The organism is Aeromonas sp. RU39B, assembly GCF_900156095.1.
In the GTDB taxonomy this organism is placed as follows: domain Bacteria; phylum Pseudomonadota; class Gammaproteobacteria; order Enterobacterales; family Aeromonadaceae; genus Aeromonas.
In genome coordinates this window covers 87,419-110,935 of the sequence record NZ_FTMJ01000004.1, presented here as the reverse complement: position 1 = coordinate 110,935, position 23,517 = coordinate 87,419, and the positions used below count along the sequence as shown (strand labels likewise).

The following is a 23,517-nucleotide window of genomic DNA, read 5'->3' as shown; positions in this document are numbered from 1 at the left end:
ATGATTGTCGAAAGTACCTTCCGTGCCCCTTGGTGGGCACGGCATCCCCATTTGCAGACCATCCTGCCCAAGTGGTTACACCGCCAACCGGCGCAGTTTCGGGCCGAGCGCCTCGAGCTGCCCGATGGGGATTTTGTCGATCTGGCCTGGAATCTCTCGCCCGAGCCCACCACAGCTCAACCATTGCTGGTGCTGTTTCACGGGCTGGAGGGGAGTGTGCATTCCCACTATGCCAAGGGAATGCTGACCCATCTGGCCAAGCAGGGCCAGCAAGCCGTCTTGATGCACTTTCGCGGCTGCAGCGGGGAACCCAATCGTCGGCTGGAGGCCTATCACTCCGGCGCCATTAGCGACGCGCGCTACCTGATTGCCACCTTGCAGCAGCGTTATCCCAACCGGCCCCTGCTTGCCATCGGCTGGTCGCTGGGCGGTAACATGCTGGTCAACCTGCTGGCCCGCACCCCCGACTTGCCGCTGCAGGCAGCCATGGTGATCTCGGCGCCTCTGCTGTTGGCCTCGTGCTCGGATCGGGTCAATCGCGGTTTCTCCCGCGTCTATCAGACCTATCTGCTAAAGAGCCTGCGCGGCAATCTGGAGCGCAAACGGCAACAGGTTCCCGGCGCTGACAAGCGCTGGTCGGCCGACCAGATCGCCGCCATTGGCACCCTGCGTCAGTTTGATGAGCTGGTGACCGCCCCGCTGCACGGCTTTGCCAGTGCCGATGACTACTATCAGCGCTGCTCGGGGTTGCCACTGCTTGGCGCAATTGGCATCCCGACCCTGATTATCCATGCCGCCGACGACCCCTTTATGAGTGAGGCGGTGATCCCGGCCGCGCATGCACTCTCGCCTACCGTCCGCTATGAGCTGAGCCGGTGCGGCGGCCATGTTGGTTTTATGTATGGCACCCCGTGGCGGCCCCGTTACTGGCTTGAGGAGCGGGTAAGCGCCTGGCTGAGTGACTGGCAACGCCAGGCCAGCGGCCAATGACCCTTGTTGCGGAGTTATCATGATCATCCCCTGGCAGGATCTCGAGGGCACCACCCTCGACAATCTGGTTGAATCGTTCGTACTGCGTGAAGGCACCGACTATGGCGAGCAGGAGATGTCGCTCGCCGACAAGGTCGAGCAGGTCAAAGCGCAGCTTCGTACTGGCATCGCGGTGATCGTTTATAGCGAACTGCATGAAACGGTGGACATCGTGCCCGCCGATCGCTTTCACGACGACGCTTGACCCCATCGGTCGCTCCCCCCTATAACGGTATTTCCATGGACGAGGACCCCTGAATGTCGGCCAAACATCCCATTATCGCAGTGACTGGCTCCTCCGGAGCAGGCACCTCTACCACCACGCTGGCGTTTCGCTCCATTTTCCACCAGCTGGGTTATCGCGCCGCCGTGGTCGAAGGGGACAGCTTTCACCGCTATACCCGCCCCGAGATGGACGTGGCCATTCGCCGCGCTCGTGAGCTCGGCCGCCACATCAGCTATTTTGGTCCCGAGGCCAATGACTTCGGCCAGCTCGAGCAATTTTTCCAAAACTACGGTCAGACCGGCTGCGGTCAATACCGCCGTTATCTGCACACCTTTGACGAGGCGGTGCCGTTTAATCAGATGCCGGGCACCTTTACCCCCTGGCAACCGCTGCCGGACGACACCGATCTACTGTTTTACGAAGGGCTGCATGGCGGTGTGGTCACCGATGAGCACAATGTGGCCCGCCATGTGGACTTCCTGATTGGCGTAGTGCCCATCGTCAACCTGGAGTGGATTCAAAAGCTGATCCGCGACACCGCCGAGCGCGGCCACTCCCGTGAAGCGGTCACCGACTCCATCATCCGGTCGATGGATGACTACATCCACTTCATCACACCGCAGTTCTCCCGCACTCATATCAACTTCCAGCGCGTGCCCACGGTCGATACCTCGAACCCCTTCAGCGCCAAGGTGATCCCGAGCCTTGATGAGAGCATGCTGGTGATCCGCTTTCGCGGCATCAAAAACGTCGATTTCCCCTACCTGCTCTCGATGATCGATGGCTCGTTCATGTCACGCCTCAACACCATAGTGGTGCCGGGCGGCAAGATGGGGTTTGCCATGGAGCTGATCTTGCGTCCGCTGATCCAGCAACTGCTGGAGACCGGCAAGATCACCTGATTCGGAGGTGTTATGGTCAAAGCGTTGCTCTGTGCTCTGCTGCCCCTGTGGCTGGGTGGCTGCTCTTTTTCGTCCACCCCTAAGGCGGGTGACCTAAGCGTTAGTGCCAGCGCGAGCTGGCCTTACGCCGCGCCAGTGCACTATGCCCTCGACGAGCAGTACCAGTTTGCCAGCGACGAGGTTGAAGCCTGGTTTGAGCCGGTGCTGAGCGCGGTCGGCAGTGAGTTACAGCGCAAAGGGTGGCAACCGGCGACAGTTCATGATGCCAATCTGGTGGTCGCGGTCGGGATGCTGGGCCCCAAGGATCAAGATGACGCATTGATGGCCGAGCGCCTGCATATCTCAGTGCCAAAGCGCGCAGAGGATGACGGCGTGCTGGCGTTGGTGCTGCTCGACCCGCATCTTAATCGGGTCGTGTGGCGTGCCACATTGGCGCTACAGCCGGAAGGGGAAGTAGACGATGCGACCCGCCAGCAATTAAGCCAAACCTGGATCGCCCGCATGCTGGCCACGCTGCCGCGCTAAAGCCTGAAACAACAGTGGCCTGCATCCAGCAGGCCACTGATTGCGGGCAGGCAGGCTGCCTGACGCGCTCACACGACAAAAGCCATCATTTCTGCTGACAGGTAAGCAAGGTAGCCTCTTTTTGTGCCACCTTGGCCTGCTTGTCTTGTCGCCAGAAGCTGGTGTCACCAAAGGCGTACTTGGCACCATCGCTAGCATCCACACGCAGCAACTTGTACCAGATGCCGCCCAGTTCAAATTGCACCGTATCGGCTTGCGGGTCTGACGTCACATCGAGGACCTTGTCACCACACTGGTACTGGCTGTACTCATAGTGAGTCGGCTGTGGACTGCTGCAGGCAGCCAGCAGCAACAGAGGCAAAACAACAGAAAACAGGTTTTTCATTGGCATTTCCTTCTTGTCGTGGGAATGACGACCTCAGGCGGCTACCACCTCATGGCTGTAACTGATCTCAACCGCCTTCTCCAGCATCAGGGATACCGAGCAGTATTTCTCCATCGACAGCTCTACTGCTCGCGCCACCTGCTTGTCAGCCAGATCACTGCCGGTCACGACATAGTGCAGGTGGATCTTCTTGAACACCCGTGGCGCCGTTTCAGCTCGCTCGGTCTGGATATCGACCTTGCAACCGGTCACTGCCTGGCGCCCCTTTTCGAGAATCGAAACCACGTCGATGGAGCTGCAGCCGCCAATGGCCATCAACACCATCTCCATCGGACTCGGCCCCTCACCCGGGTTGGCGCCGTCCATCACGATCTGATGACCGGAGTCACTCTGGCCCACAAACTTCATGCCATCTACCCAGGCTACTTCTGCTCTCATCGGTTTTCTCCATTCATTCATACAAGATGCCCGACCTAGGATATCACTGCTCAACACAAAGGGCTTTTGCGACAAGGAAATAGATCAAAATCAACACAGCTGGCAAGTGAAGTCCCTAGAATGGGTTTTCCAGTTAAAGCAGATGCAGCCGACTCCGGTTATGGCCTTGTCAGCACCGGCAAAGGCTCTTATGCTACTGCGACTGAATAATGACAAGGAAATGGCAGGGCTGGCAGCCTGCCCGGACCACGATGTCCTTTTAATCAACAGAGGAAGACTCATGGCTATTGGCAAACCGCAAAGCGACCCCACTCTCGAATGGTTCCTGTCGCATTGCCATATTCACAAGTATCCGGCCAAAAGCACCCTGATCCATGCAGGCGAAAAGGCTGAAACCCTCTACTATATCGTCAAAGGCACTGTCGCCGTGCTGATCAAGGATGACGAGGGCAAGGAGATGATCCTCTCCTATCTCAACCAGGGCGATTTCATCGGTGAAATGGGCCTGTTTGAGGAGAACGAGAATCCGGAGCGGACCGCTTGGGTTCGTGCCAAGGGCTCCTGTGAAGTGGCTGAAATCTCTTACAAGAAGTTCCGCCAGCTGATCCAGGTTAACCCGGAAATCCTGATGCGCCTCTCTGGCCAGATGGCCACTCGCCTGCAGCACACCAGTCAGAAGGTCGGTAACCTCGCGTTCCTCGACGTGACCGGTCGTATCGCTCAGACCCTGCTGAACCTGGCTCGTCAACCCGACGCCATGACCCACCCGGACGGCATGCAGATCAAGATCACCCGTCAGGAAATTGGTCAGATCGTCGGCTGCTCGCGGGAAACCGTAGGCCGTATCCTGAAGATGCTGGAAGAGCAGAACCTGATCTCTGCCCACGGCAAAACCATCGTGGTATTCGGCACTCGCTGATCCCGCCCGATGTCTGCAAGGCTGCCTTCCTCGGGCAGCCTTTTTGTTTATGGCTGCCAGCCAGATTATCCGGAGTACTCATGCACCTCAGTTGCCCGTTTTGCCGTCTTCCCCTGCACCGCCACGAGGCCTCCGGCGGCGCCTATTGCGATAAGAAACATCACTTTGATCGGGCGCCGGAAGGATATCTGGATCTGATCCCCGGCAAGCATCCGCCGAGCGAAGGGGAGAGCCGCGCCCTGATGCGGTCACGCCGCCACTGGCTAGAGCAAGGTGCGCTCAATCCGCTGGCCGATGCACTGGCGGCCCTGCTGCCAGCAGAACGTGGCGAATTGATTGTGCTCGGTGCCGGTGAGGGATATCTCTGCCGCGCACTGGCCGCGCGGCGCAGTGACTGGCACTACGCCGGTATCGAGCGAGCGCGCAATGCGGTGTTTGCCGCCGCCAAGGCGCAGCCCGAGGCGATGTTTGTGCTGGCTGACCCCAAGCAGGCGCCGCTGCAGGCGGGCTCTGCGATGGCGCTGCTGCGCGAAGTCGACAACAAGACCAAGTTAACAGAGCTGCCCACCCTGCTGGCGCCCGGCGGTCTGCTGATCCTGATTTCACAGGGGCCACGCCACCACTGGCAACTACGCAGCCATATCAATCCGGATGCCAAAGAGCATCCCCCGCTCTGGCCCAAGCTGGACGAGCTGGAAAATCGGGTGCAGCAGCGCTGTCACTTTGAGGTAACGCTTGATCGCAGCGAGCGCGAGTTGATGCTAGCCATCAGTCCGCTGGCCTGGCGCGCCAGCAACCAGAGCCGGCACGACTATCTGCAAGAGGGCGAGCCTCGTCTCGAGCACGACTACCTGATCTCGCTCTGGCAACGCGCCAAGGATTGAAAACAGCAGCGCCTCCCGAAGGAGGCGCTGACACATATCATGCAGTGAGCCTTAGAAGCTCATCTCACCGCCGACAAACCAGCCATCGATGTTCTGGTTGGCATCCACGCCAGCGTGGTTCAGATCCAGATTCACCTCACGCCAGCCGGCATGCACCTTGAGCGGCATGGTCGGCAGCTTGTAAGCGGCGCCGAAGCGGTAATCGTTGGTCTTGTCGCTACCCCAGCTGCTGGCATGAGCATCACCAAACACGCTCAGGCTGGTGCTCGGAATGCGCAGTTCGGCAGCGGCATAGGCCAGGACGGAGTCCTTGGTGTAGCTGCGATCGGTACCGTGATAACGGAATTCACCATCGTAACGACGACCGGCAGCACCAAGATCGATGTTGAACAGGTCGTTGTTGAAGACGCGATAGTAGAAATCCATGTTGTAGGTGAGCAGATCATTGTTGAACGAGCCACCGGAGGTATCCAGGTTAGCCAGCTCGAACTTGATGTTCGGCAGCACCAGAATGCCATGCTCCAACAGGGCGTAACCGCTCCAGTTGTAGTTGTTGTCGTAGCTCGGGTTCACACTGTTGATGTCGCCACTTCCCTGGGCATGCCACAGGTCGGAGCCAGCGGCAAAATGCCAGTCATTGGCAGCCATGGCAGCAGAGCTGCACAGAGCCAGTACGCAACCGGCCAACAGGGTCTTCTTCATCGGGTGTCACTCCATTTAATGCACTGGAAAGACCGGTATTGTACTCACCTGCAACAAATTCCTCATCGCAAAAACTCAGCGCACGACAAGAAATGTCATTTCATCTGACCCTGCATCGGCATGATCTCTTTGACCGGTAAGGTCAGCGTCAGGTTTTCCCCATCATCAAAATGCAGTGTCAGCGGCACCTGCTGCCCGGCGCTCAAACTGGCCTTAAGCCCAATAAACATCAGATGCAACCCGCCCGGTTGCAATACGACCGAGCCCTTGGCCGGCACCTCGATGGACTCCACCTGCCGCATGCGCATCACGCCGTTGTCATTGATATGGGTGTGCAGCTCGACCGTCGGCGTCAGCGCCGAGCTGGCCGCCACCAGCTTAACCGCTGTGTCGGCATTGTTATGCAGGGTCATAAAGGCCGCCGTGTTGGGTGCCCCCGGCGGCATCAGCCGCACTTGTCCCATCTCGGCAGACACCTGGGCCATGGCCGGTGCCGTGCATGCCAACAACAATACGGAGCAAAACGATCGTTTGAACATGGTTGGGATCCTTTTATGATATTGTTAACAAAAAAGGTTACCCCAAGGGGAAGCTCGGTTCAGCCAGCGGATACTAGGAGTGAGAGATGGAGCAAGTTATCGGCGCGAGTGTGAGTGAGTCGGTATTAACCCTGCGTTTTAACCGGCCGGACAAGCGTAACGCCCTCAATACTGCCATGTATCAGGCATTAACCGAGGCGCTGCAACAGGCGAAGCATGACGACGCCATTCATGTCGTGCTGCTGCAAGGGGATGAGCAATGCTTCACGGCTGGCAACGATCTGGCCGATTTTATCGGTAAAACCGCGCTTGAGCCCGATGACCCTATCTTGCTGTTCTTGCACGAGCTGGCTTCGTTTCCCAAACCGGTGATCGCCGCGGTTGCCGGCGCGGCCGTCGGCATTGGCACCACCATCCTGCTGCACTGCGATCTGGTCTGTCTGGCTGACAACGCCCGCCTCTGCCTGCCGTTTGTGGCGCTGGGACTGGTGCCGGAATTTGCCTCCAGCCTACTGCTGCCTCGTGCCATCGGCCATCTGCGCGCCAGTGAACTGTTGCTGCTATCGCGCCCCTTTAGCGCCGAGGAAGCCAAACAGATGGGCCTCGCCAACCGGGTGGTAGCAAGTGACGATCTGCTTGCAACCGCAGCCACACTGGCCGCCGAGCTAGCCGCCCAACCGCCACGCGCCGTACAGCAGAGCAAGGCCCTGCTCAAACAGGAGCTGGCGCAGGCGGTGCACTACACCATCAATCTGGAAGCGCGGGCATTTTCAGTCGCCCTGCAGGGCGAAGAGGCCCAGAGCCGCATTGCCGGCAAACTCGGCCGCCTCAGTTAAGGCGAAATCGTCCGATCAGCTCGCAGCCCTGTACCCGGTCCTGAGTCTGGATCAGACGGGCAATCTCGGGATTGGGGTGGCGCTTGAGAAAAGCGAGCAGCGCCGAGCGGCAGCACCCCAGCTCATCAATCAGCGCCTCGCAATCGCGGTGCGGGCACTGGGGTACCAGTGCCGTGACCAGCTCCGAAGCCAGCTTGAGATAGCGCAACTCGAAGTTCGGCTCCTCCATATGCCGCCAAAACCCCGCCAAGCGGTGACAGGTCACCACCTGCATGGTGGCCAGCTCGGTCACATCCAGCTCGACTTCGGCTGGCGGCACCTCCAGCAGTAATTCGAGCGCCTGCTGATAGAGGCACACGGCGCTACCAAACGCGCCCTTATCCAGCGCCTGCTCGGCGCCCAGCATATACTCCTGCCAATGACCCACATTCATCGCCTTCCCCTCCTCCTCTCGCTGCCTCCATTGATCAACAAATGAGAATTAATATCAACAACTGGATTTGTAGGGACTCTTATTTACGGCACGATTTTCCGGGGTAACCGGGCAGGGCGGATGCCTCATGACTGCAAGCCAACCGGCGTGCCCGCGATAGCATCTGCGCCAGATTGTCCCGCTGCACCGGTGCCCACGCCATCTTCTGCCCCAGCCAGTTTGCCCAGGTGAACTCGAAGAAGTAGCCAGGAGAGGGCTTATCGATATAACCCGCATCCTCCAGCATGCCGGCCAGGGAACGATAAGGATAATCCGGCAGCGCCGAGACCTCTGCAGGAAGCGCGGCAGGATCGAGCGGACGGCCCTGCTGATCCTGCAACCAGGCCCAGTGGTTGTCCTGCATCTGACGCCAGAAGCAGTGGCGATCCTTGATGCGCCCCACCAGCCGTACCCGCACCTCGGTCACCCCCAGTTGCCACAGGGCGCGGCTCAAATGATGGCGATCCACCAGCCAATACTGCTGATCCGGTGAGATCACCACGGGGATCTCCTTTTTCTTGATGATCTTGGCCAGCTGCTTGGGCGTTGCCTTGCCCAGTTTGGCCACTTCATCTTCAACCTGTAGCAGGCCAACACCGCCCTGAGTGGGCCGCAGTGCCGTGATGGGCAGATCGCAACTGTCCCCCACCTTGCTTTGCACAGAACAGGGCTCGGCTGCCCAGCCCAACGCGGGCAGCAGCAACACCCCTAACCATTGCCATCTCATGAATCACCTCATGTCGCCATCACGGCCATAGGGTTACGTGATACACCAGTTGCTGCACAATTTCCCGGCAGTAACCCGCATTCCTGCAATCTGGTCAGACAAGTTGTCGTTGGATAGGTCTAAAAAGAAAACCGCCCAGTTTTGGGCGGTTACTCAATGTCGTTTTTTAGCAAAAAAATGCTCAGATCATTTTTGGCGTCAAACTAACTTTATACCCCAACGCATTTGCCAGCTTCACAATGGTTGAGAAGCTTGGATTACCTTGGCCGGACAGCGCTTTATACACCCCATCTCGACTCATATGAGCATCCCTTGCAAGTTGGCTGATATTACGGGAACGGGCAATGTTGCCAAGTGCCACAGCGATCATGGTCGGATCACCATCTTCCAGCGCGGCCTCGAGATAAGCCTGTATATCTTGTTCATCGCGTAGATAGTCGGCTGCATCGTAGCGGCTAAACGTTACTTGTGCGTCACTCATCATTCGTCCCTCCATGCCCGAGCGAGATCTTTCGCGATCTCAATGTCTCGGGATTGATCATGCTTATCACCACCACATAACAGTACGACGATGATAGGGCCTCTTTGCATATAGGGCCTGTTGATGCTTCGGCACAAACCGCGTTGTCGCATCAAATGCGCCCAGACTAGGCGCGGGGCGAAGACAATGGAGTCCCCCTTGACAAGCCCAGCAACAACGGATGGGCGCATTTTCAGCACAACCCGCAGGGACAGGCCCGTTTTTCCGCATCTCGTCGTCACTCGGCAGCTCATTTAGCTCGCTAAACTTCGCTTCTCGTTCCTAGTTATGCGGAAAAACGGGCTATGTCGCGGCTGTGACGAAATATCAATAGGCCCTATAACATGCGATATCCTGGGCCATAATCGATGCGCAGCTCCGACAGACCTTCTCCGATCGGTTTACTATCGCCCGGATTACCAGCCTGTAAGCGGTCAAACCGCTGTATGATACGGGCCCTTGCGTGGCGGTCTCTTAAGCTACCAAGCCACTTTCTGAAAACACTGGTTTCGAAGATCTCTTTCATGTGTCTACTGTAGCAGTCAACTGTCTGTAATGTCGACTATAGCTGACAATTTGTACGCAAACATGCGAACGAAAGATCCATACAAACCCCATCAAGATAAGCATCTTTTTTTAGCTCAAATTTTCTTCAAGCCCGATATGAAAGCGGTCGCTGATCCCGTACATTACCGGCCTATGGTTGTTAATTGATCAAAATAATGCTGCGACATCTTTTCTCTCTTGCCCTGCTGGCAGCGACCAGCCAAATGTTACCGGCCAACGCCCGTGAAGCGCCTGCTCCTTGCAGCGAGGCTTTTGGCCGCTGGATGCTGGAACAACAGCAGCAGTTTTCCAACCGAAAACTGGGCAAAGTGGAGCGGCGCAAGGCTGAACGCGCCATCGATGCAGCCCGTGACGCGTGGGATAAAGACCACGATTTCTGCGCAGCATTGAAAGTGAGCAAACAGGCGGCGAGACGGGATCCCCGTTTCAACGCCCGTTTTGGCGAAGTACACGATTTTGTGTCGTCACCCGATCAACCTTCTACCTGAATTGGCCGCAGATGAATTGATTCATGCCAAGGAAAGGCGTCGGGCGACTCATCACAATCTTTGTTTCTGAATAAAAACAACAACCAATTTACTCAATTGCTTGCACAGGATGTTCACTCATGAACACAGGCACCACTTCGGGCGAAGTTCTCTATCCCGAACAGTACACGCTGATTTCGACCACGAACCCTGACAGCCATATCACCTATGCCAACCGTCACTTTTGCGAAGTGGCCGGTTATGCGCCGCAGGAGATGGAAGGCAAGCCGCACAATCTGGTGCGCCACCCTGATATGCCCAAAGCGGCCTTTGCCGACATGTGGCAATACCTGCGCAAGGGGCAAAGCTGGATGGGGCTGGTCAAGAACCGCACCAAGCAGGGCCAGCACTATTGGGTAAATGCTTACGTGACGCCAATCTTGGGTGAGCGCGGCGAAGTGCTCGAATACCAGTCGGTGCGCACCCGTCCGCCCCGTGAAGAGGTGACCCACGCCGAGCAGCTGTATCAGAAGGTGCAAGCGGGTCAGAGCCTTCCCTTTCGCGCCCGTTTCCCGCTCGAGCCCTCCCGCGTGGCAGTCGCCACCCAGGGCACATCCCTGCTGCTGATGGGCGTGGCCGCCGCCACCGCCTCTGCCATCTGGCTAGCGCCTGCCGCCCTGCTGATGTGTTTTCAGGTGGTGTATAGCAGCCGCTATCAGACCCGTATCGCCCGCATCATCGATCACTCAGGCGCCGATACCACGTCGCCCCTGTGCCGCGTTCTCTATACCGGCCGCAGCGACCAACTGGCCAAACTGGATCTGGCGTTTCGCATGAAAAGCGCCGAGCTCAAAGCCGTAGTCGGCCGCAGCGCCGACACCAACCAGCAAATCCTGCTGGCGGCCGAGGAAGATCGCGGCAATATCCAGAGCATCGACGAGCATCTGATCCAGCAAAACAGCCAGGTTGAACAACTGGCCGCCGCAGTCACCGAGATGAGCCAGTCGATTCGTGAAGTGGCCGAGCGCACCGGTCACACCGCCGGCCTGATTGCCGAAGTGCGTCACAGCTCGCGCCGTGGTGAAGAGGCACTGGAAGAGACCCGTGGCGCCATGGACAAACTGCACCACGAGTTGGGCGAAAACCACACCATTCTGGCCGAGCTGACGGCCGACAGTGAGCGCATCAGCGGCATTTTGGATGTGATCGGTCAGATTGCCGATCAGACTAACCTGCTGTCACTCAACGCCGCCATCGAAGCGGCGCGAGCCGGTGAACAGGGTCGCGGCTTTGCCGTGGTCGCTGACGAGGTGCGCGCCTTAGCGCAGAAGACCCGCAGCTCCACCGGCGAAATCAAGCAGATGATTGAGACCCTCAATCAGACGGTGGCCCGGCTGCAGGATGGGATGAGCCGCGGCGCGCAATCGTCCGAGCAGTGCCAGCGCCACGCCAACAGCACCACCGAGGCGATTCTTGATATCAACCGCCGCCTCGAAGCGCTCGACGAGACCGGCGGCCAGATCGCTCAGGCCATGTCGCAGCAGGCGACTGTCACCGATGACATCGACCGCAGCGTCTATCAGCTGCACGAGCTGACCAGCAGCACTGCGGCGCAAAGCCAGCGTGCCCGCGATGGCATTACCCTGCTGGTTGAACGCCTGCAGGATCTCTCCCGTCTGATCAACCAGTTCCGCCACCCCTGATAGCACAGCGCGCCGACCCGTTACCGAGTCGGCGCGCTGCCTTTATCCTGCCTGACTGCCTTTAGATACCGGCTTGCGGCTCTGCCTTGCTGGCCGCGGATCCCTGCTCGGTAGGCTCAGTCTGCTCGGACACCTTGGCCATCGCATCCAGCACCACCTGAATACCGGCGCCCGGCTTGGTGGCGTTTTCGCTCAAGTGGCGGCGCCAGCCACGCGCACCCGGCAGATTCTGAAACAGCCCCAACATATGGCGGGTCACATGGGACAGATAATTGCCCTTGGCCAGCTCCTGCTCAATATAGGGCAGCATGCGACGCACCACCTCATGGCGACTCAGCACCGGCATAGACTGACCAAAGATCAGGTTGTCCACCTGACTTAAGAGATAGGGATTCTGGTACGCCTCACGCCCCACCATCACCCCATCCAGCTCGGCCAGATGGGTCTGCGCTTGCTCCAGCGACGTGATGCCGCCGTTAATGGCGAGGGTGAGATGGGGGTAGTCATGTTTCAGGCGATAGACACGCGGATAGTCGAGCGGTGGAATTTCGCGGTTCTCTTTGGGGCTGAGACCACTGAGCCACGCCTTGCGGGCATGGACAATAAACGTATCACAACCGGCCGCGCTGACCTGTTCGATAAATGCCTGAAGAAACTCGTAAGAGTCCTGATCGTCGATGCCGATACGGGTCTTTACCGTCACCGGAATATCCACCACATCGCGCATCGCCTTGACGCAATCAGCCACCAGCGCCGGCTCGCCCATCAGGCAGGCACCGAAGCGGCCGTTTTGCACCCGATCTGACGGGCAACCCACGTTGAGATTCACCTCGTCATAACCCCGCTCCTGCGCAAGGCGGGCGCAGTGCGCCAGATCGGCCGGATTGCTGCCACCCAGTTGCAGCGCCAGCGGATGCTCCTCCTGGTTAAAACCGAGATAATCCCCCTTGCCGTGGATGATCGCCCCGGTGGTCACCATCTCGGTATAGAGCAGAATGTTCTTGCTCAACATCCGGTGAAAGTAACGGCAGTGACGGTCCGTCCAGTCGAGCATTGGTGCAATAGAGAAGCGTCCGCTCCAGTGGGCGGCGCCACCCGGTGCAACATAGTGGCTGGCGTGGGTCTGGTTCTGGCTCATGGGTCAGCTCGTCTCGCAGGCAGGTCAAACAGAATCGGCCGGCGGCCGACAACAGGGCGGCGAGTATAGCGGATCTGCCCTTCAAGATCAGCCAAACCGACGGCAAGCACCCGTTATGCAACATCGGTGTAAGGCTCAACACTGGATCTACCCTACGCCAGCGCTTATCCTCCCCGCCAGATAGGGTTGCAACAGGCACAGTAACATGAAGATTCTGGTCACCGGCGGCGCCGGTTTTATCGGCTCGGCGGTTATCCGCCATATCATTGGCCATACCAGCGATGAGGTGGTCAATGTGGATGCACTGACCTATGCCGGTAATTTGGCCTCGATAAAAAGCGTTGAAGATAGTCCGCGCTACTGCTTTGAGCGGGTCGATATTTGCGATCGCGCCGCGCTCGATGCGCTGTTTGCACTCCACCAGCCCGATGCAGTGATGCACCTTGCGGCCGAAAGCCATGTGGATCGCTCGATTACCGGCCCGGCAGCCTTTATCGACACCAATATCGTCGGCACCTATCAGCTGCTCGAAGCGGCCCGCCACTACTGGAGCGCGCTGGACGCTCGTCGCCAGCAGGCGTTTCGTTTTCACCATATCTCGACCGATGAGGTGTATGGCGATCTGCCCCATCCGGATGAACAGAGCGGCGCGCTGCCGCTCTTTACCGAGCAGACCCCTTATGCACCGAGCAGCCCCTATTCGGCCTCGAAGGCAGCCAGCGATCATCTGGTGCGGGCTTGGCGCCGCACCTACGGCCTGCCGACGCTGGTCACCAACTGCTCGAACAACTACGGCCCGTATCACTTTCCGGAAAAGCTGATCCCGCTGGTTATCCTAAGTGCCCTCGACGGCAAGCCGCTGCCGGTGTATGGCAAGGGCGATCAAATTCGTGACTGGCTCTATGTAGAAGATCACGCCAGAGCGCTGCACACCGTGGTGACTCATGGCGTGGTGGGCGAGACCTACAACATCGGCGGCCATAACGAGAAACGTAATCTGGAGGTGGTCGAGACCCTGTGCGACCTGCTCGATGAGATGGCGCCCAAATCCCATGGCTCTTACCGCGACCAGATCACCTTTGTGACCGACCGGCCGGGCCATGATCGCCGCTATGCCATTGATGCTGGCAAGATGGTGCGTGAGCTGGGCTGGCAGCCGCAAGAGACCTTCGCAAGCGGCCTGCGCAAAACCGTGCGCTGGTATCTGGATAACAGCGAATGGGTCGAGCAGGTCAAAAGCGGCGCTTATCGCGATTGGATCGATAGCCACTATTCAGTCGCAGGCACCCAGCAACAGGCGCCGCGCTGATGCGTATTGTGCTGCTCGGTAAAGATGGCCTGCTCGGTCATGCGCTGCAGCCTGCACTGGCGCAACTGGCCCAAGTCCGCCAAGGCGAGCTGGTGACGCTCGGTCGCCGCGATGGCGCACTGAAGGTCGATTTCACCGAGGTGCACTCATTGCGCCGCACCTTGCTCGAGCTTCGGCCCGATGTGATTGTTAACGCTGCGGCCTACACCGCCGTGGATAAGGCAGAAAGCGAGCCTGAACTGGCTATGCAGATTAACGCAGACGCCGTGGTCGTGTTGGCCGAGACCGCCAACCTGCTGGGTGCCTGGCTGGTGCACTACTCCACTGACTATGTGTTTGATGGCACTGGCCACGCCCCCTGGCAAGAGAGCGATACCCCGGCCCCGCTCAGTGCCTACGGCAGAAGCAAACTGGCAGGCGATCTGGCCGCAAGCCGCGCCATCAAGCACCTGATCTTTCGCTCAGGCTGGGGCTATGGGGCGCACGGACGCCACTTCGCCCGCACCCTTGTTGAACTGGCCATGACGCGCCCAGCGCTTAGGGTGGTCAACGATCAGATAGGTGCGCCCACCAGCGCCGAGCTGGTTGCCAGTTGCACCGCACTGGCACTTGAACGTGTGACCTGCGAGGGGAGCGAGCCACTGGCCGGGCTCTATCACCTATCAGCTCGCGGCGAGACCAGCTGGTATGACTATGCCGCGCTGATTGTGGCCAAGGCGCGTGCGGCCAAGGTGCCACTCGCGCTGCAATCGTTGCAACCGGTGGCAAGTCGTGATTACCCCACCTCTGCCCGGCGGCCACTGAATTCACGGCTCGCTTGCGAGAAATTTGAGCGCACCTTTGCCATCACACTGCCCCACTGGCAGGCACCGGCCGAAAAGATGCTGGAGTCGCTGCTCGCTGAGTTAAACCAGCGCACATAACCGGCTGACCAGAGAGGCAAACCATAGGCATCCCGGCGGTGCTGATTTACCATATCGGCCGGTTAGCCAAGGAGCGCAACATGCACTATCCACGGGTGGGTGTCGGGGTCATTTTGGAAAATGCTCAAGGACTTATCTTGCTGGGTAAACGCAAGGGGAGCCATGCGCCTTACTGGTCGATTCCGGGTGGTCATCTTGAGGTAGGCGAGCCGTTTGAAGCGTGCGCCATCCGCGAGATTGAAGAGGAGACCGGCCTGCAGATAAGCGACCCGCAGGTGGTGGCGGTGACCAACAATCTTGAGACCTGGAGCGAGTGCGGCCTGCACTACATCTCGGTGATCCTGCATACCAAAGTCGATGGCGAGCCTGAACTGCGTGAGCCGGACAAATGCGAAGGGTGGATCTGGTGCGATCCACGTATGCTGCCCACACCGCTGTTTGATGCCTGTCGGCAGGGCGTCAGCGCCTGGCTGGCAGGGCGTTGTTATCTACCGGCCGAGTCATCCTGATGTCATGGCAGCGTCCTAAGGTTATCTTCGCCAAGCACGGCTCATACGAGGGGATAGCCAAGGCTCTGAGGTGCTCATGACCGCCATTTTTCTGCGTTTTCTCTGGCTTGGTTGCCTCGGTTTTGGCGGCCCGGCTGCGCATATTGGTCTGTTTCGCCAGACCTTTGTCGAGCGGCTTGGCTGGCTGAGCCAAGAGCAATTTGGCCACCAGCTGGCGCTGTGTCAGTTTCTACCCGGGCCGGCATCAAGCCAGCTGGGATTTGCTATCGGCTATCAGCGCGCTGGCCTTGCCGGTGCACTGGCGGCGTTTATCGGCTTCACCCTGCCCTCATTAGTGCTGATGGTGGCGCTGGCATTAGTGGGCAGCCAGTTGTTGGCGCAGACGTGGTTTCCTCTGCTGCTGGCGGGGCTCAAACTGCTGGCGCTGGTCGTGGTGATGGATGCCGTGCTCGCCATGGGGCGACAATTCTGCCAGCACTGGCATCATCAGGCCATGATGGTTGCCACGGCTGCGGCGCTCTGGTTATTGCCCGGCATCATAACTCAGTTTGTCGCCCTGACGCTGTGCGCCCTGCTGGGGGCAGTGCGTGGAGGCAGCGACGATGCTTCGCATCACCCTGCCGTTCAGCTAGGCTGGCGCTGGCTCATCCTGTTTGGCTTGCTGCTGATCCTGCCACCCATGTTCGGCCTGCACCTGTTTGCCGATTTTTATCTAGCTGGCACGCTGGTGTTTGGCGGCGGCCATGTGGTGCTGCCCCTGCTGCAGCAAACCGTAGGCGGTGCGCTGGGCGAAAGTCAGTTTCTGGCCGGTTATGCACTGGCCCAGTTGGTGCCAGGACCGATGTTTACTCTGGCCAGCTATCTGGGGGCGTTGAGCTTGCCGCAGCAACCGATCGCCGGCGCCCTTATCGCCACGTTTGCCATTTTTACGCCGGGATTTTTGCTGCTGCTCGCCCTCTCCCCTGTGTGGCAAGGGTTGCTGCGGCGCCCACGCTGGCAAAGCGCAGCCGCCGCCCTTAACGCTGCCGTGGTTGGGCTGCTGCTCGCGGCGCTCTATCAGCCAGTTTTTACCAGCGCGGTGCACGGGCCGCGTGAGCTGGCACTGGCTGCCATCGGTCTGTTTGTTCTGCGCTCGCGCAAAGTGCCGGTGCTTCTGCTCGCGGTGGGCTTGGTCACGGCCTATGGATTACTCGGCACCTTGACTTAACTCCGCGTCGATCCTGTTCACACTCACGGCGCGGCAGGCTGGCATTTTGCTTTCGCGCCGCGCACAATGCCGCTCCGCAAAAGAGGAGACCCGCCATGGCCCAGCATCAAAAACCCTCGCCGCAGACTCAGCAAGAGGCGCAGCGCATCGCCCGCGCCAATCAAAAGCCCGGCCAGACCAAGGAGCAGACCCAGCTGATTGCACAGGGCATCCAAAAGGGCATCGACGAGTACAAAAAGCAGCAAAAAGCCAAGGCGCGCGATCTGTCCAAGTTTAAAAAGCAGCAGGCCAAGGCCAAGCAACGGGCCGAAACCGACGCGCCCGATGAGCCGCAGGACGAGGAAAATCTGGTGGTGATCACCCGCCAACATCCCCTGCCCTGGGTGCTGCTGGCCTTGAGCTGGCTGGGGATGCTCGGCTGGCTGTGGCACAGCGCATCGTAACGAGACAAGTATCATGACCTCGTCTCTCTATCTGCTCTGCCCACTGGTGCTGTTTTTGCTGGCCATGCTGCTGTGGCGCATCTCGCCGCTGCGCGCCGTGGCATCAGACAGCGCCCGCTGGCTGATCCTGCCCGCCTTTACCCTGTTTATGCTGCTTCTGATTGCCAACCAGCACATGGCGCCAGAACTGCGCAGCCCCTGGTTTCACTGGTTGATGCCGGGCTTTGGCTTTGCGCTGGCGCTGTTTCCGGCACTGCCGCGCGCCTTCCAGCCCAGACTGGCCCTGCGTGACGGCGTGTTTGCAGCACTGGGGTTAATGTTGATGAGCCTCGCACTGGTCCTCTGACCCACTTGCCAGATCGGGGCTGATGAAGGATCTTGAAAGGGCAGCATGGAACCTGCCCACTGCGGAGCCTTCATGAACGGACCCGACCTTCCCGCCCTCCCCGATTGCTGGGACCCCGGCCAACCGGCCGCCAGCATGGAACGCCTCACCGCCTTGTTGCCTCATGCCGAGCGCGGTGGCGATCCGGATTATCTGCTCTCCCTCGGCGCCCTGCGGGTGCGCGGCCTTCTCTTGCGCCATGACATGGCCGAGGCGGCCACCTTGCTCGATGAGGTGGAAGCCGCGCTGACCCCGCAGACACCGATGGCGCGACTGGCGATTTTGTTAGAGCGTGCCCGCTTTGATTGCCTGCGCAACGAGGCGAGCGGCACCTTGTTAGCCGAGCAGAGCTGGAAACAGGCACTGCGGCTGCGCCGTGACGATCTGGCCATTGACGCCGCCTGCCTGCTGGCAAACGGGCCGGATGAAGCGGTCCGCCAGCGCTGGCTGCCGCAAGCCGTTACCCTGGCTGAGCGCAGCGCCAGTGAAGGCGCCAGACGCTGGCTGCCGATAGTGTGGAATCAGCTGGCCTGGCTGCGTTTTGAGCAGCAAAAATTCGATGAGGCGCTGGGCTTACAGCAGCAGTGCGCTGCGTGGCACCAGCAACACAATGCGCCGACCAAGGCGGCGCTGGCGCAATGGAATCAGGGCCGCATCCTGCGCGAGCAGGGCAAGATTGAAGAGGCCTGGAGCGCGCAGCTCACCCTGAAAACCGAGATGGAAGAGGCTGGGCTACCGGCTGATGGTTATCTGTTTGAGGAGTTGGGCGAGCTGGCACTGCTGCGTCAGGACCCGGAGATCGGCGCCGAGGAGTTCTTTGCCCGCGCCTGGTTTTTACTCTCACGCGACGAGTGGCTGAAAACCCAGGCGCCCGAGCGCATCGAGCGGCTCAAACGCCTGGCCAAGTTGTAATTACAGCGCGCCAGCCTCTTCCCACGCCTGCTTTTTGCGATAGATGGTGGAGGGGCTGATCTCAAGCAGCGCCGCGGCTTTGGGGATATTGCCGTCACACTCGGAGATGGCGTGCTCGATGGCCTCTTTCTCCACAATCCACAGCGGGCGCACTTCACGGATCAGCTGCTCGGCCGGTATCGACATCGATGACGAGGCCACGCTCTGCACCGGCGTGCGCATCGGCAAGCCGAGCGGAGGCGGCAGCATCGACACCTCGACCCGCTCACCATCGTTGAGCACCACGGTATTGCGGATCACGTTCTGCAATTCGCGCACGTTGCCAGGCCAGGGGTAATCGAGCAGTACGCGGGCCGCCTCGGGCGAGAAATCGACAAAGCGCCGCCCCTCTTCTCCGGCATAACGCTGCAGCAGTTCACGCGCCAGCAGCAGAATATCCTCGCCCCGTTCGCGCAGCGGCGGCAGGGTCAGCGGAATCACGTGCAGCCGATAGTAGAGATCTTCACGAAAACGACCGGCTTTGACCTCGGCCAGCGGGTCGCGGTTGGTGGCGCAGACAAAGCGCACATCCACCGATTCGGTCTTGCCGCTGCCCACCTTCTGGAAGCTGCCGGTCTGGATAAAGCGCAGCAGCTTGCTCTGCAGATCGAGATCCATTTCGCAGATCTCGTCGAGAAACAGGGTGCCACCATCGGCCAGACTGGCAGCCCCTTTGCGATCGCTCACCGCACCGGTAAACGCCCCCTTCATATGACCGAAGATCTCGCTCTCCATCAGATCATGGGGAATGGCGGCGCAGTTGAGGGCCACAAAGGATTGGTCTTTACGCGGGCTGCACTTGTGGATCGCCTCAGCACATACTTCTTTACCGGTGCCGCTCTCGCCAGTGATAAACACGGTCGCCTTGCTCGGCGCGGCGCTTTCGATAATGCGATAAACCGCCTGCATCGGCATGGAGGCGCCGATAAAGCCGACAAACGACTGACGTTCAAAGTTTTCGCGGTATTGATCCACCAGCGAGCGCAGTTGCTGGTGCTGCAAACCGTTGTGCACCGTGGTGCACAGACGCTTGCTGTCAAAGGGCTTGGTCAGAAAGTCAAAAGCACCCAAGCGCATCGCCTCGACCGCCACATCGGCCGAGCCGTGGGCCGTGATCACCACCACGGCGCAGGGAAGTTGCTGCTCGGTCACCTGTTTGAGGATGTCCATGCCATCCATATCAGGCAGTTCAAGATCGAGCAGAATAAGGTGGACGAGCTGGGTCTGTAACACCTCCAGCGCGGTCTGCCCACACTGGGCCATCACCACCTCATAACCGGCCTGGATCAGGTATTGCTGGTACACCACCGCCAGGCTCAGGGTATCTTCCACCAGCAGGATTCGGGGACTTGCTTGCGGCACGATCGGCATCCTTGACGTTGCAATGGAGATATTGTGCGTGCAGTGCACACGCCGCTCAATCCCATTAAGGGCCATCTCTGTGCAAAATGCAAAAAAGTCAGGCAAAAGAGGGACAAACGAAGCCAGTTAGCGGGTCACTTTGCCATTTTGCATCGCAATCCCGTTATCTCGGATAGGAGCTGTCACGACTGCGGATCGATTCGTCAGAGAGGGTCGGTCGATTCGTCAGCCGCACTGTCAGTCAGCGGGCAGCGAAAACCCTCGCCGCCGTATACCGAGCAGGCCGATGAAAATTTATGGCATAAGATTGCGGTTAATAATGTGCAAAGTCTTGCGCCAGCGCATTAATTCCATTTAGCAATTATCCGAATGCACTTCTCGTGCTTATGCAGTCGCCACGAATAAGCAACAGCGCTATTTATCATTAACGGCAACACCATCTGGGCTAGCATATTTTATGGCCGTTAAAAAGCCCCCACCCTCGCGTTAAAAATATATATCTATGCATCACGCTCTGCATGTGCAGCCAAGCAATTTTCGTTTTTAACGCCTTGGTTACAGCGCCGACCTGTCGCATTTTGCTCTCTGGCAGCAGCCAAGCCCGGCAAATAGGTCAGCACAGCGCTCCGCATTTGTTAATAAGTTGGAATAATCGCTGCATTGAATAGCAGCGTGAATATATTTCAGGGCGTTGAGCCAACTCATAGAAATGCAATCGCAGTTTGCAAGGCAAAAATACCATTCATAGAATCGCTGCATCTGAACATCTCACCCGGTTTGTCACGCTCGCGCTCTGCAAGGCGCGATGGGCTTGCTACATCTTATTGATTGGTGCGCAAGGAAAGCGAAACGGGGTGGGAAAAGCAGATACAACCTCTGATCTCTACATCAATAAACACTATTACAACAAGGCAATCCCTATGAGTGGCACCATTATCAAATCAGCCAGAAATACGTCCAATGCACCGCAAAGCCTCGGTCCCTATACCCAGAGCGTGGCCTTTTCCCATTACAACAATATTGCCGCCCAACTGCCGGTTGACCCGCACACGGGCAAACTGGTGGGCGGTGATATCAAGACCCAGGCCAGACAGTGCCTTGCCAATATCAAGGCGATTGTCGAGAGCATCGGTCATGTGATGGATGACGTGGTAAAAGTCACCCTCTTTTTGCAAGACATTGCCGATTTAGAGGCAGTCAATACGGTCTATCGCGAATTTTTCCCAAGCTATGTGCCGACCCGCACCGTTCTGGCTGTCGCTGCGCTGCCAATGGGTGCAGCCATTGAGATGGACGCCATTATCTCCAACGGCGAGGGGACACTCCCGCAAGCCCCCTGCCCGCTGGTTAAACTGGCGCGCAATAGCGAACGTGCACCGCAAAGTCCGCTCTATACCCAAACCGTTGCCTTCTCGCACTACAACAACATTGCGGCGCAACTGCCGATTGATATGGCCACCGGCAAACTGGTCTCTGGCGGCATTAAAGAGCAGGCAGCTCAATGTCTGCGCCATATTAAAACCGTGCTGGAAAGCATTGATGTGCCGCTCGATGATATCGTCAAAGTGACCATCTATCTGACCAATCTGGCCGATCTCGATGCCGTCAACGAGGTCTACACCACCTTCTTCCCGGACTCGGCCATTGCCCGCGCCGCCGCCTATATGCCGGCCCGCAGCGTAATTGCCGCCTCGGCCCTGCCGCTGGGTGCGCTGGTGCAGATGGATGCCGTGGTCTCTCACGGTGACGGCACCCCGCCGCAACTGGTGGAAGATCGCCACAATCTGGTGATCCGCGCCCGCAATACCGACAAGGCGCCGCGCAGCGCACTGCATAGCCAGAGCGTCGCCTTTTCCCACTACAACCATATTGCCGGCCAACTGCCGGTTGATCTCGCCACCGGCAAGATCCTGACCGGCTGCATTAAAGAGCAGACCGCCCAGTGCCTGACTCATATCAAGTCGATTGTGGAGAGCATCGGCCATGTGATGGACGATATTGTGAAGGTGAATATTCAGCTGGCCACTATCGACGATCTGGATGCGGTCAATGCCGTTTACAGTCGCTACTTCCCGGACTATCAACCGGCCCGCACCGTGTTCGCCGTCCGTGAGCTGCCCGCTGGCGCCCTGATCCAGTTGGATGCGGTAATGTCCAACGCGGAAAGTACCCCGCCGCAGGTGTAATACATAGCTTTAACAATTAAACACACCGGCTTAAGTCGGTGTGTTTTTTAAATGGGATACTGAAATGAATCGTTCACATGAAATTTAATTTTAATAGCAATGTTTCTCGAGCCCAGTTTGGAAAAATGAGATCATGAATATTTTCCATCAATGTTGGTATTTTATAAGGGGATGAACGAGGGAATAAAAATGCGTGCTCAGTGTTGGCCTCATATACAGCAAGCCCATTAGGTGTTAGAACTATTGAAAAGTCAGAAAATTCACCTAACTGAAGGATGTCCTTAGTTCTAAATCTTCCTTTTGGATCTGTGACTTCTACTGCTAACCCCCTAATAAATTTGCTAACCTGACCTCTCACTGCACCGACCCTCACTGAAGTTGAGGCTGTCGTCAACCCCAAACCAGGCCCCATATAGACCTCATTATTTATCGTCATACATGGAGTAATACCACTTTTTCTCAGCTCATATATTTCGCTTTCTGAACACTGACTTTCACCATTAGAAAGAATGCCTTTCAATTTATATCTATCCATATAATCAGGCCAATTTAAGACTAGTGTTTCTATTAGTCCTTTATTAGAAAAACCCTCCTTTGATGGATGCAGTAATACATCAATAAAGGCCACCACATCATGGCTAATCAAGCAAAAAAGAAGGTAGTCAGCAGACTTTGAAAAATACTGTCCTTGTGGAATCGGTGCATCACTAAGATGAAAATGATGAATACCCCAGTCTGCCCAAAGCAAATCAGTTCTAGAGTCACGCTTATCACCACTAGTATCATGTCTTAACACCAGGCCTCGTCCCTGATATGGATTTATGTCGTCCCCTTCTTCAATCATTTTACAAAATTTAAGTAATGCATTTTGAGCATCGCAAGGAAGGTCTTTCTTTGGAAACTTATTAGATAACGTTATTTCTCTCGCATGAGTATCAACATAGCGAAGCCTGAAGTCCAACCAGCGCATTAGAGGATCATTTAAACCAGGAGCATCCTTCTTGAACTTCAATGAATATAATTCAATTAAACTTTCCGCAATTGAATTTATGTTTTTATAGAATTTCTTATGAAGTTCGGAAGCATCCATAACTTTACCTCAAATACGTTTAGAAAATGCATCTATAGAAAATATTTAACACATACATTGATTAACATAACACTGCTATTAAAACAACTGAGCATCCGTTTACTCATACTGAATAATCCGACAAAAATGATAAATTCCGAATCATAAAAAACGCCCCCCATCTTGCGATGGGG

Annotated in this window: 28 protein-coding genes; 17 read left to right on the top strand and 11 right to left on the bottom strand. The window is 57.6% G+C overall.

Annotated features, from left to right (window positions below):
* From BW958_RS07920 to BW958_RS07905, 4 genes are read left to right on the top strand one after another with little or no spacing between them, the layout of a single operon-like run.
* Positions 1 to 990: a hydrolase gene (locus BW958_RS07920; protein ID WP_076575197.1), complete on the top strand. Its 990-nt coding sequence runs from the start codon at positions 1 to 3 to the stop codon at positions 988 to 990.
* A gap of 19 nt (positions 991 to 1,009) precedes the next feature.
* Positions 1,010 to 1,234 (top strand): YheU family protein, encoded by a 225-nt coding sequence (locus tag BW958_RS07915; RefSeq protein ID WP_076575196.1) that lies wholly within the window; start codon positions 1,010 to 1,012, stop codon positions 1,232 to 1,234.
* A gap of 53 nt (positions 1,235 to 1,287) precedes the next feature.
* Complete coding sequence (locus BW958_RS07910; protein WP_076575195.1) at positions 1,288 to 2,157, top strand: phosphoribulokinase; 870 nt, start codon at positions 1,288 to 1,290, stop codon at positions 2,155 to 2,157.
* A 12-nt stretch (positions 2,158 to 2,169) separates the two neighbouring features.
* On the top strand, positions 2,170 to 2,682 hold the full coding sequence (locus BW958_RS07905) for a DUF4136 domain-containing protein (RefSeq protein ID WP_076575194.1): 513 nt from the start codon (positions 2,170 to 2,172) through the stop codon (positions 2,680 to 2,682).
* 85 nt (positions 2,683 to 2,767) lie between these two features.
* Here the strand turns inward: BW958_RS07905 and BW958_RS07900 are convergent, their stop codons facing one another.
* Positions 2,768 to 3,067 (bottom strand): MliC family protein, encoded by a 300-nt coding sequence (locus BW958_RS07900; RefSeq protein ID WP_076575193.1) that lies wholly within the window; start codon positions 3,065 to 3,067, stop codon positions 2,768 to 2,770.
* Positions 3,068 to 3,100: 33 nt separating this feature from the next.
* Positions 3,101 to 3,505, bottom strand: a complete 405-nt coding sequence (locus BW958_RS07895; protein ID WP_076575192.1) for an OsmC family protein — start codon at positions 3,503 to 3,505, stop codon at positions 3,101 to 3,103.
* Positions 3,506 to 3,785: 280 nt separating this feature from the next.
* Here BW958_RS07895 and crp point away from each other — a divergent pair, with 280 nt between their 5' ends.
* Together crp and BW958_RS07885 are read left to right on the top strand one after the other, a co-directional pair.
* The gene (crp, locus tag BW958_RS07890; protein WP_076575191.1) at positions 3,786 to 4,424 is read left to right on the top strand and encodes a cAMP-activated global transcriptional regulator CRP; all 639 of its coding nucleotides are present in this window, start codon (positions 3,786 to 3,788) and stop codon (positions 4,422 to 4,424) included.
* A gap of 80 nt (positions 4,425 to 4,504) precedes the next feature.
* Positions 4,505 to 5,308: a putative RNA methyltransferase gene (locus BW958_RS07885; protein WP_076575190.1), complete on the top strand. Its 804-nt coding sequence runs from the start codon at positions 4,505 to 4,507 to the stop codon at positions 5,306 to 5,308.
* 51 nt (positions 5,309 to 5,359) lie between these two features.
* Here BW958_RS07885 and BW958_RS07880 read toward each other — a convergent pair whose 3' ends face one another.
* Together BW958_RS07880 and BW958_RS07875 are read right to left on the bottom strand one after the other, a co-directional pair.
* Positions 5,360 to 6,010 (bottom strand): TIGR04219 family outer membrane beta-barrel protein, encoded by a 651-nt coding sequence (locus tag BW958_RS07880; protein WP_076575189.1) that lies wholly within the window; start codon positions 6,008 to 6,010, stop codon positions 5,360 to 5,362.
* Between the two features lie 95 nt (positions 6,011 to 6,105).
* A complete protein-coding gene (locus BW958_RS07875) occupies positions 6,106 to 6,549 on the bottom strand; it encodes a copper chaperone PCu(A)C (RefSeq protein WP_076575188.1) in 444 nt (147 codons plus the stop codon).
* 86 nt (positions 6,550 to 6,635) lie between these two features.
* Between BW958_RS07875 and BW958_RS07870 the strand changes: the two genes are divergently transcribed.
* A complete protein-coding gene (locus BW958_RS07870; protein WP_076575187.1) occupies positions 6,636 to 7,385 on the top strand; it encodes an enoyl-CoA hydratase-related protein in 750 nt (249 codons plus the stop codon).
* On the opposite strand, the gene BW958_RS07865 is transcribed toward BW958_RS07870, so the two are convergent.
* From BW958_RS07865 to BW958_RS20780, 4 genes are all read right to left on the bottom strand, one after another.
* The gene (locus tag BW958_RS07865; RefSeq protein WP_076575186.1) at positions 7,378 to 7,818 is read right to left on the bottom strand and encodes a DUF2753 family protein; all 441 of its coding nucleotides are present in this window, start codon (positions 7,816 to 7,818) and stop codon (positions 7,378 to 7,380) included. The genes BW958_RS07870 and BW958_RS07865 overlap by 8 nt on opposite strands.
* Positions 7,819 to 7,897: 79 nt before the next feature.
* Positions 7,898 to 8,584, bottom strand: a complete 687-nt coding sequence (locus BW958_RS07860) for a ParB-like protein (RefSeq protein WP_076575185.1) — start codon at positions 8,582 to 8,584, stop codon at positions 7,898 to 7,900.
* A 181-nt stretch (positions 8,585 to 8,765) separates the two neighbouring features.
* On the bottom strand, positions 8,766 to 9,068 hold the full coding sequence (locus tag BW958_RS07855; protein ID WP_076575184.1) for an addiction module antidote protein: 303 nt from the start codon (positions 9,066 to 9,068) through the stop codon (positions 8,766 to 8,768).
* Between the two features lie 373 nt (positions 9,069 to 9,441).
* On the bottom strand, positions 9,442 to 9,630 hold the full coding sequence (locus tag BW958_RS20780) for a type II toxin-antitoxin system RelE/ParE family toxin (RefSeq protein WP_076575182.1): 189 nt from the start codon (positions 9,628 to 9,630) through the stop codon (positions 9,442 to 9,444).
* Positions 9,631 to 9,826: 196 nt separating this feature from the next.
* Here BW958_RS20780 and BW958_RS07840 point away from each other — a divergent pair, with 196 nt between their 5' ends.
* Positions 9,827 to 10,159: a hypothetical protein gene (locus BW958_RS07840; protein ID WP_306169660.1), complete on the top strand. Its 333-nt coding sequence runs from the start codon at positions 9,827 to 9,829 to the stop codon at positions 10,157 to 10,159.
* Positions 10,160 to 10,278: 119 nt separating this feature from the next.
* On the top strand, positions 10,279 to 11,841 hold the full coding sequence (locus tag BW958_RS07835) for a methyl-accepting chemotaxis protein (protein ID WP_076575181.1): 1,563 nt from the start codon (positions 10,279 to 10,281) through the stop codon (positions 11,839 to 11,841).
* 61 nt (positions 11,842 to 11,902) lie between these two features.
* On the opposite strand, the gene dusA is transcribed toward BW958_RS07835, so the two are convergent.
* Positions 11,903 to 12,979: a tRNA dihydrouridine(20/20a) synthase DusA gene (dusA, locus tag BW958_RS07830; protein ID WP_076575180.1), complete on the bottom strand. Its 1,077-nt coding sequence runs from the start codon at positions 12,977 to 12,979 to the stop codon at positions 11,903 to 11,905.
* Between the two features lie 205 nt (positions 12,980 to 13,184).
* Between dusA and rfbB the strand changes: the two genes are divergently transcribed.
* From rfbB to BW958_RS07795, 7 genes are all read left to right on the top strand, one after another.
* Entirely contained in the window at positions 13,185 to 14,288 is a 1,104-nt protein-coding gene (rfbB, locus tag BW958_RS07825; protein WP_076575179.1) for a dTDP-glucose 4,6-dehydratase, read from the top strand.
* Positions 14,288 to 15,211: a dTDP-4-dehydrorhamnose reductase gene (gene rfbD / locus BW958_RS07820; protein WP_076575178.1), complete on the top strand. Its 924-nt coding sequence runs from the start codon at positions 14,288 to 14,290 to the stop codon at positions 15,209 to 15,211. The genes rfbB and rfbD overlap by 1 nt, the downstream gene beginning before the upstream one ends.
* Positions 15,212 to 15,291: 80 nt before the next feature.
* Complete coding sequence (locus tag BW958_RS07815) at positions 15,292 to 15,720, top strand: nucleotide triphosphate diphosphatase NUDT15 (RefSeq protein ID WP_076575177.1); 429 nt, start codon at positions 15,292 to 15,294, stop codon at positions 15,718 to 15,720.
* 76 nt (positions 15,721 to 15,796) lie between these two features.
* A complete protein-coding gene (gene chrA / locus BW958_RS07810; RefSeq protein ID WP_076575176.1) occupies positions 15,797 to 16,927 on the top strand; it encodes a chromate efflux transporter in 1,131 nt (376 codons plus the stop codon).
* Between the two features lie 95 nt (positions 16,928 to 17,022).
* The gene (locus tag BW958_RS07805; RefSeq protein WP_076575175.1) at positions 17,023 to 17,370 is read left to right on the top strand and encodes a DUF2956 domain-containing protein; all 348 of its coding nucleotides are present in this window, start codon (positions 17,023 to 17,025) and stop codon (positions 17,368 to 17,370) included.
* Positions 17,371 to 17,383: 13 nt separating this feature from the next.
* Positions 17,384 to 17,716, top strand: coding sequence for a hypothetical protein (locus BW958_RS07800; protein ID WP_076575174.1), 333 nt, complete (start codon positions 17,384 to 17,386; stop codon positions 17,714 to 17,716).
* Positions 17,717 to 17,788: 72 nt separating this feature from the next.
* Entirely contained in the window at positions 17,789 to 18,667 is an 879-nt protein-coding gene (locus BW958_RS07795; RefSeq protein WP_076575173.1) for a tetratricopeptide repeat protein, read from the top strand.
* On the opposite strand, the gene BW958_RS07790 is transcribed toward BW958_RS07795, so the two are convergent.
* A complete protein-coding gene (locus tag BW958_RS07790) occupies positions 18,668 to 20,068 on the bottom strand; it encodes a sigma-54-dependent transcriptional regulator (RefSeq protein WP_076575172.1) in 1,401 nt (466 codons plus the stop codon).
* A 920-nt stretch (positions 20,069 to 20,988) separates the two neighbouring features.
* Between BW958_RS07790 and BW958_RS07785 the strand changes: the two genes are divergently transcribed.
* Entirely contained in the window at positions 20,989 to 22,254 is a 1,266-nt protein-coding gene (locus BW958_RS07785; protein ID WP_076575171.1) for a RidA family protein, read from the top strand.
* 73 nt (positions 22,255 to 22,327) lie between these two features.
* On the opposite strand, the gene BW958_RS20290 is transcribed toward BW958_RS07785, so the two are convergent.
* The gene (locus BW958_RS20290; protein ID WP_076575170.1) at positions 22,328 to 23,344 is read right to left on the bottom strand and encodes a hypothetical protein; all 1,017 of its coding nucleotides are present in this window, start codon (positions 23,342 to 23,344) and stop codon (positions 22,328 to 22,330) included.
* Positions 23,345 to 23,517: the final 173 nt, after the last annotated feature.

Coding starts and splice junctions, on each gene's coding strand:
- BW958_RS07920 (WP_076575197.1), top strand. CDS start 1: ATGATTGTCGAAAGTACCTTCCGTGCCCCTTGGTGGGCACGGCATCCC.
- BW958_RS07915 (WP_076575196.1), top strand. CDS start 1,010: ATGATCATCCCCTGGCAGGATCTCGAGGGCACCACCCTCGACAATCTG.
- BW958_RS07910 (WP_076575195.1), top strand. CDS start 1,288: ATGTCGGCCAAACATCCCATTATCGCAGTGACTGGCTCCTCCGGAGCA.
- BW958_RS07905 (WP_076575194.1), top strand. CDS start 2,170: ATGGTCAAAGCGTTGCTCTGTGCTCTGCTGCCCCTGTGGCTGGGTGGC.
- BW958_RS07900 (WP_076575193.1), bottom strand. CDS start 3,067: ATGAAAAACCTGTTTTCTGTTGTTTTGCCTCTGTTGCTGCTGGCTGCC.
- BW958_RS07895 (WP_076575192.1), bottom strand. CDS start 3,505: ATGAGAGCAGAAGTAGCCTGGGTAGATGGCATGAAGTTTGTGGGCCAG.
- crp (WP_076575191.1), top strand. CDS start 3,786: ATGGCTATTGGCAAACCGCAAAGCGACCCCACTCTCGAATGGTTCCTG.
- BW958_RS07885 (WP_076575190.1), top strand. CDS start 4,505: ATGCACCTCAGTTGCCCGTTTTGCCGTCTTCCCCTGCACCGCCACGAG.
- BW958_RS07880 (WP_076575189.1), bottom strand. CDS start 6,010: ATGAAGAAGACCCTGTTGGCCGGTTGCGTACTGGCTCTGTGCAGCTCT.
- BW958_RS07875 (WP_076575188.1), bottom strand. CDS start 6,549: ATGTTCAAACGATCGTTTTGCTCCGTATTGTTGTTGGCATGCACGGCA.
- BW958_RS07870 (WP_076575187.1), top strand. CDS start 6,636: ATGGAGCAAGTTATCGGCGCGAGTGTGAGTGAGTCGGTATTAACCCTG.
- BW958_RS07865 (WP_076575186.1), bottom strand. CDS start 7,818: ATGAATGTGGGTCATTGGCAGGAGTATATGCTGGGCGCCGAGCAGGCG.
- BW958_RS07860 (WP_076575185.1), bottom strand. CDS start 8,584: ATGAGATGGCAATGGTTAGGGGTGTTGCTGCTGCCCGCGTTGGGCTGG.
- BW958_RS07855 (WP_076575184.1), bottom strand. CDS start 9,068: ATGATGAGTGACGCACAAGTAACGTTTAGCCGCTACGATGCAGCCGAC.
- BW958_RS20780 (WP_076575182.1), bottom strand. CDS start 9,630: ATGAAAGAGATCTTCGAAACCAGTGTTTTCAGAAAGTGGCTTGGTAGC.
- BW958_RS07840 (WP_306169660.1), top strand. CDS start 9,827: ATGCTGCGACATCTTTTCTCTCTTGCCCTGCTGGCAGCGACCAGCCAA.
- BW958_RS07835 (WP_076575181.1), top strand. CDS start 10,279: ATGAACACAGGCACCACTTCGGGCGAAGTTCTCTATCCCGAACAGTAC.
- dusA (WP_076575180.1), bottom strand. CDS start 12,979: ATGAGCCAGAACCAGACCCACGCCAGCCACTATGTTGCACCGGGTGGC.
- rfbB (WP_076575179.1), top strand. CDS start 13,185: ATGAAGATTCTGGTCACCGGCGGCGCCGGTTTTATCGGCTCGGCGGTT.
- rfbD (WP_076575178.1), top strand. CDS start 14,288: ATGCGTATTGTGCTGCTCGGTAAAGATGGCCTGCTCGGTCATGCGCTG.
- BW958_RS07815 (WP_076575177.1), top strand. CDS start 15,292: ATGCACTATCCACGGGTGGGTGTCGGGGTCATTTTGGAAAATGCTCAA.
- chrA (WP_076575176.1), top strand. CDS start 15,797: ATGACCGCCATTTTTCTGCGTTTTCTCTGGCTTGGTTGCCTCGGTTTT.
- BW958_RS07805 (WP_076575175.1), top strand. CDS start 17,023: ATGGCCCAGCATCAAAAACCCTCGCCGCAGACTCAGCAAGAGGCGCAG.
- BW958_RS07800 (WP_076575174.1), top strand. CDS start 17,384: ATGACCTCGTCTCTCTATCTGCTCTGCCCACTGGTGCTGTTTTTGCTG.
- BW958_RS07795 (WP_076575173.1), top strand. CDS start 17,789: ATGAACGGACCCGACCTTCCCGCCCTCCCCGATTGCTGGGACCCCGGC.
- BW958_RS07785 (WP_076575171.1), top strand. CDS start 20,989: ATGAGTGGCACCATTATCAAATCAGCCAGAAATACGTCCAATGCACCG.
- BW958_RS20290 (WP_076575170.1), bottom strand. CDS start 23,344: ATGGATGCTTCCGAACTTCATAAGAAATTCTATAAAAACATAAATTCA.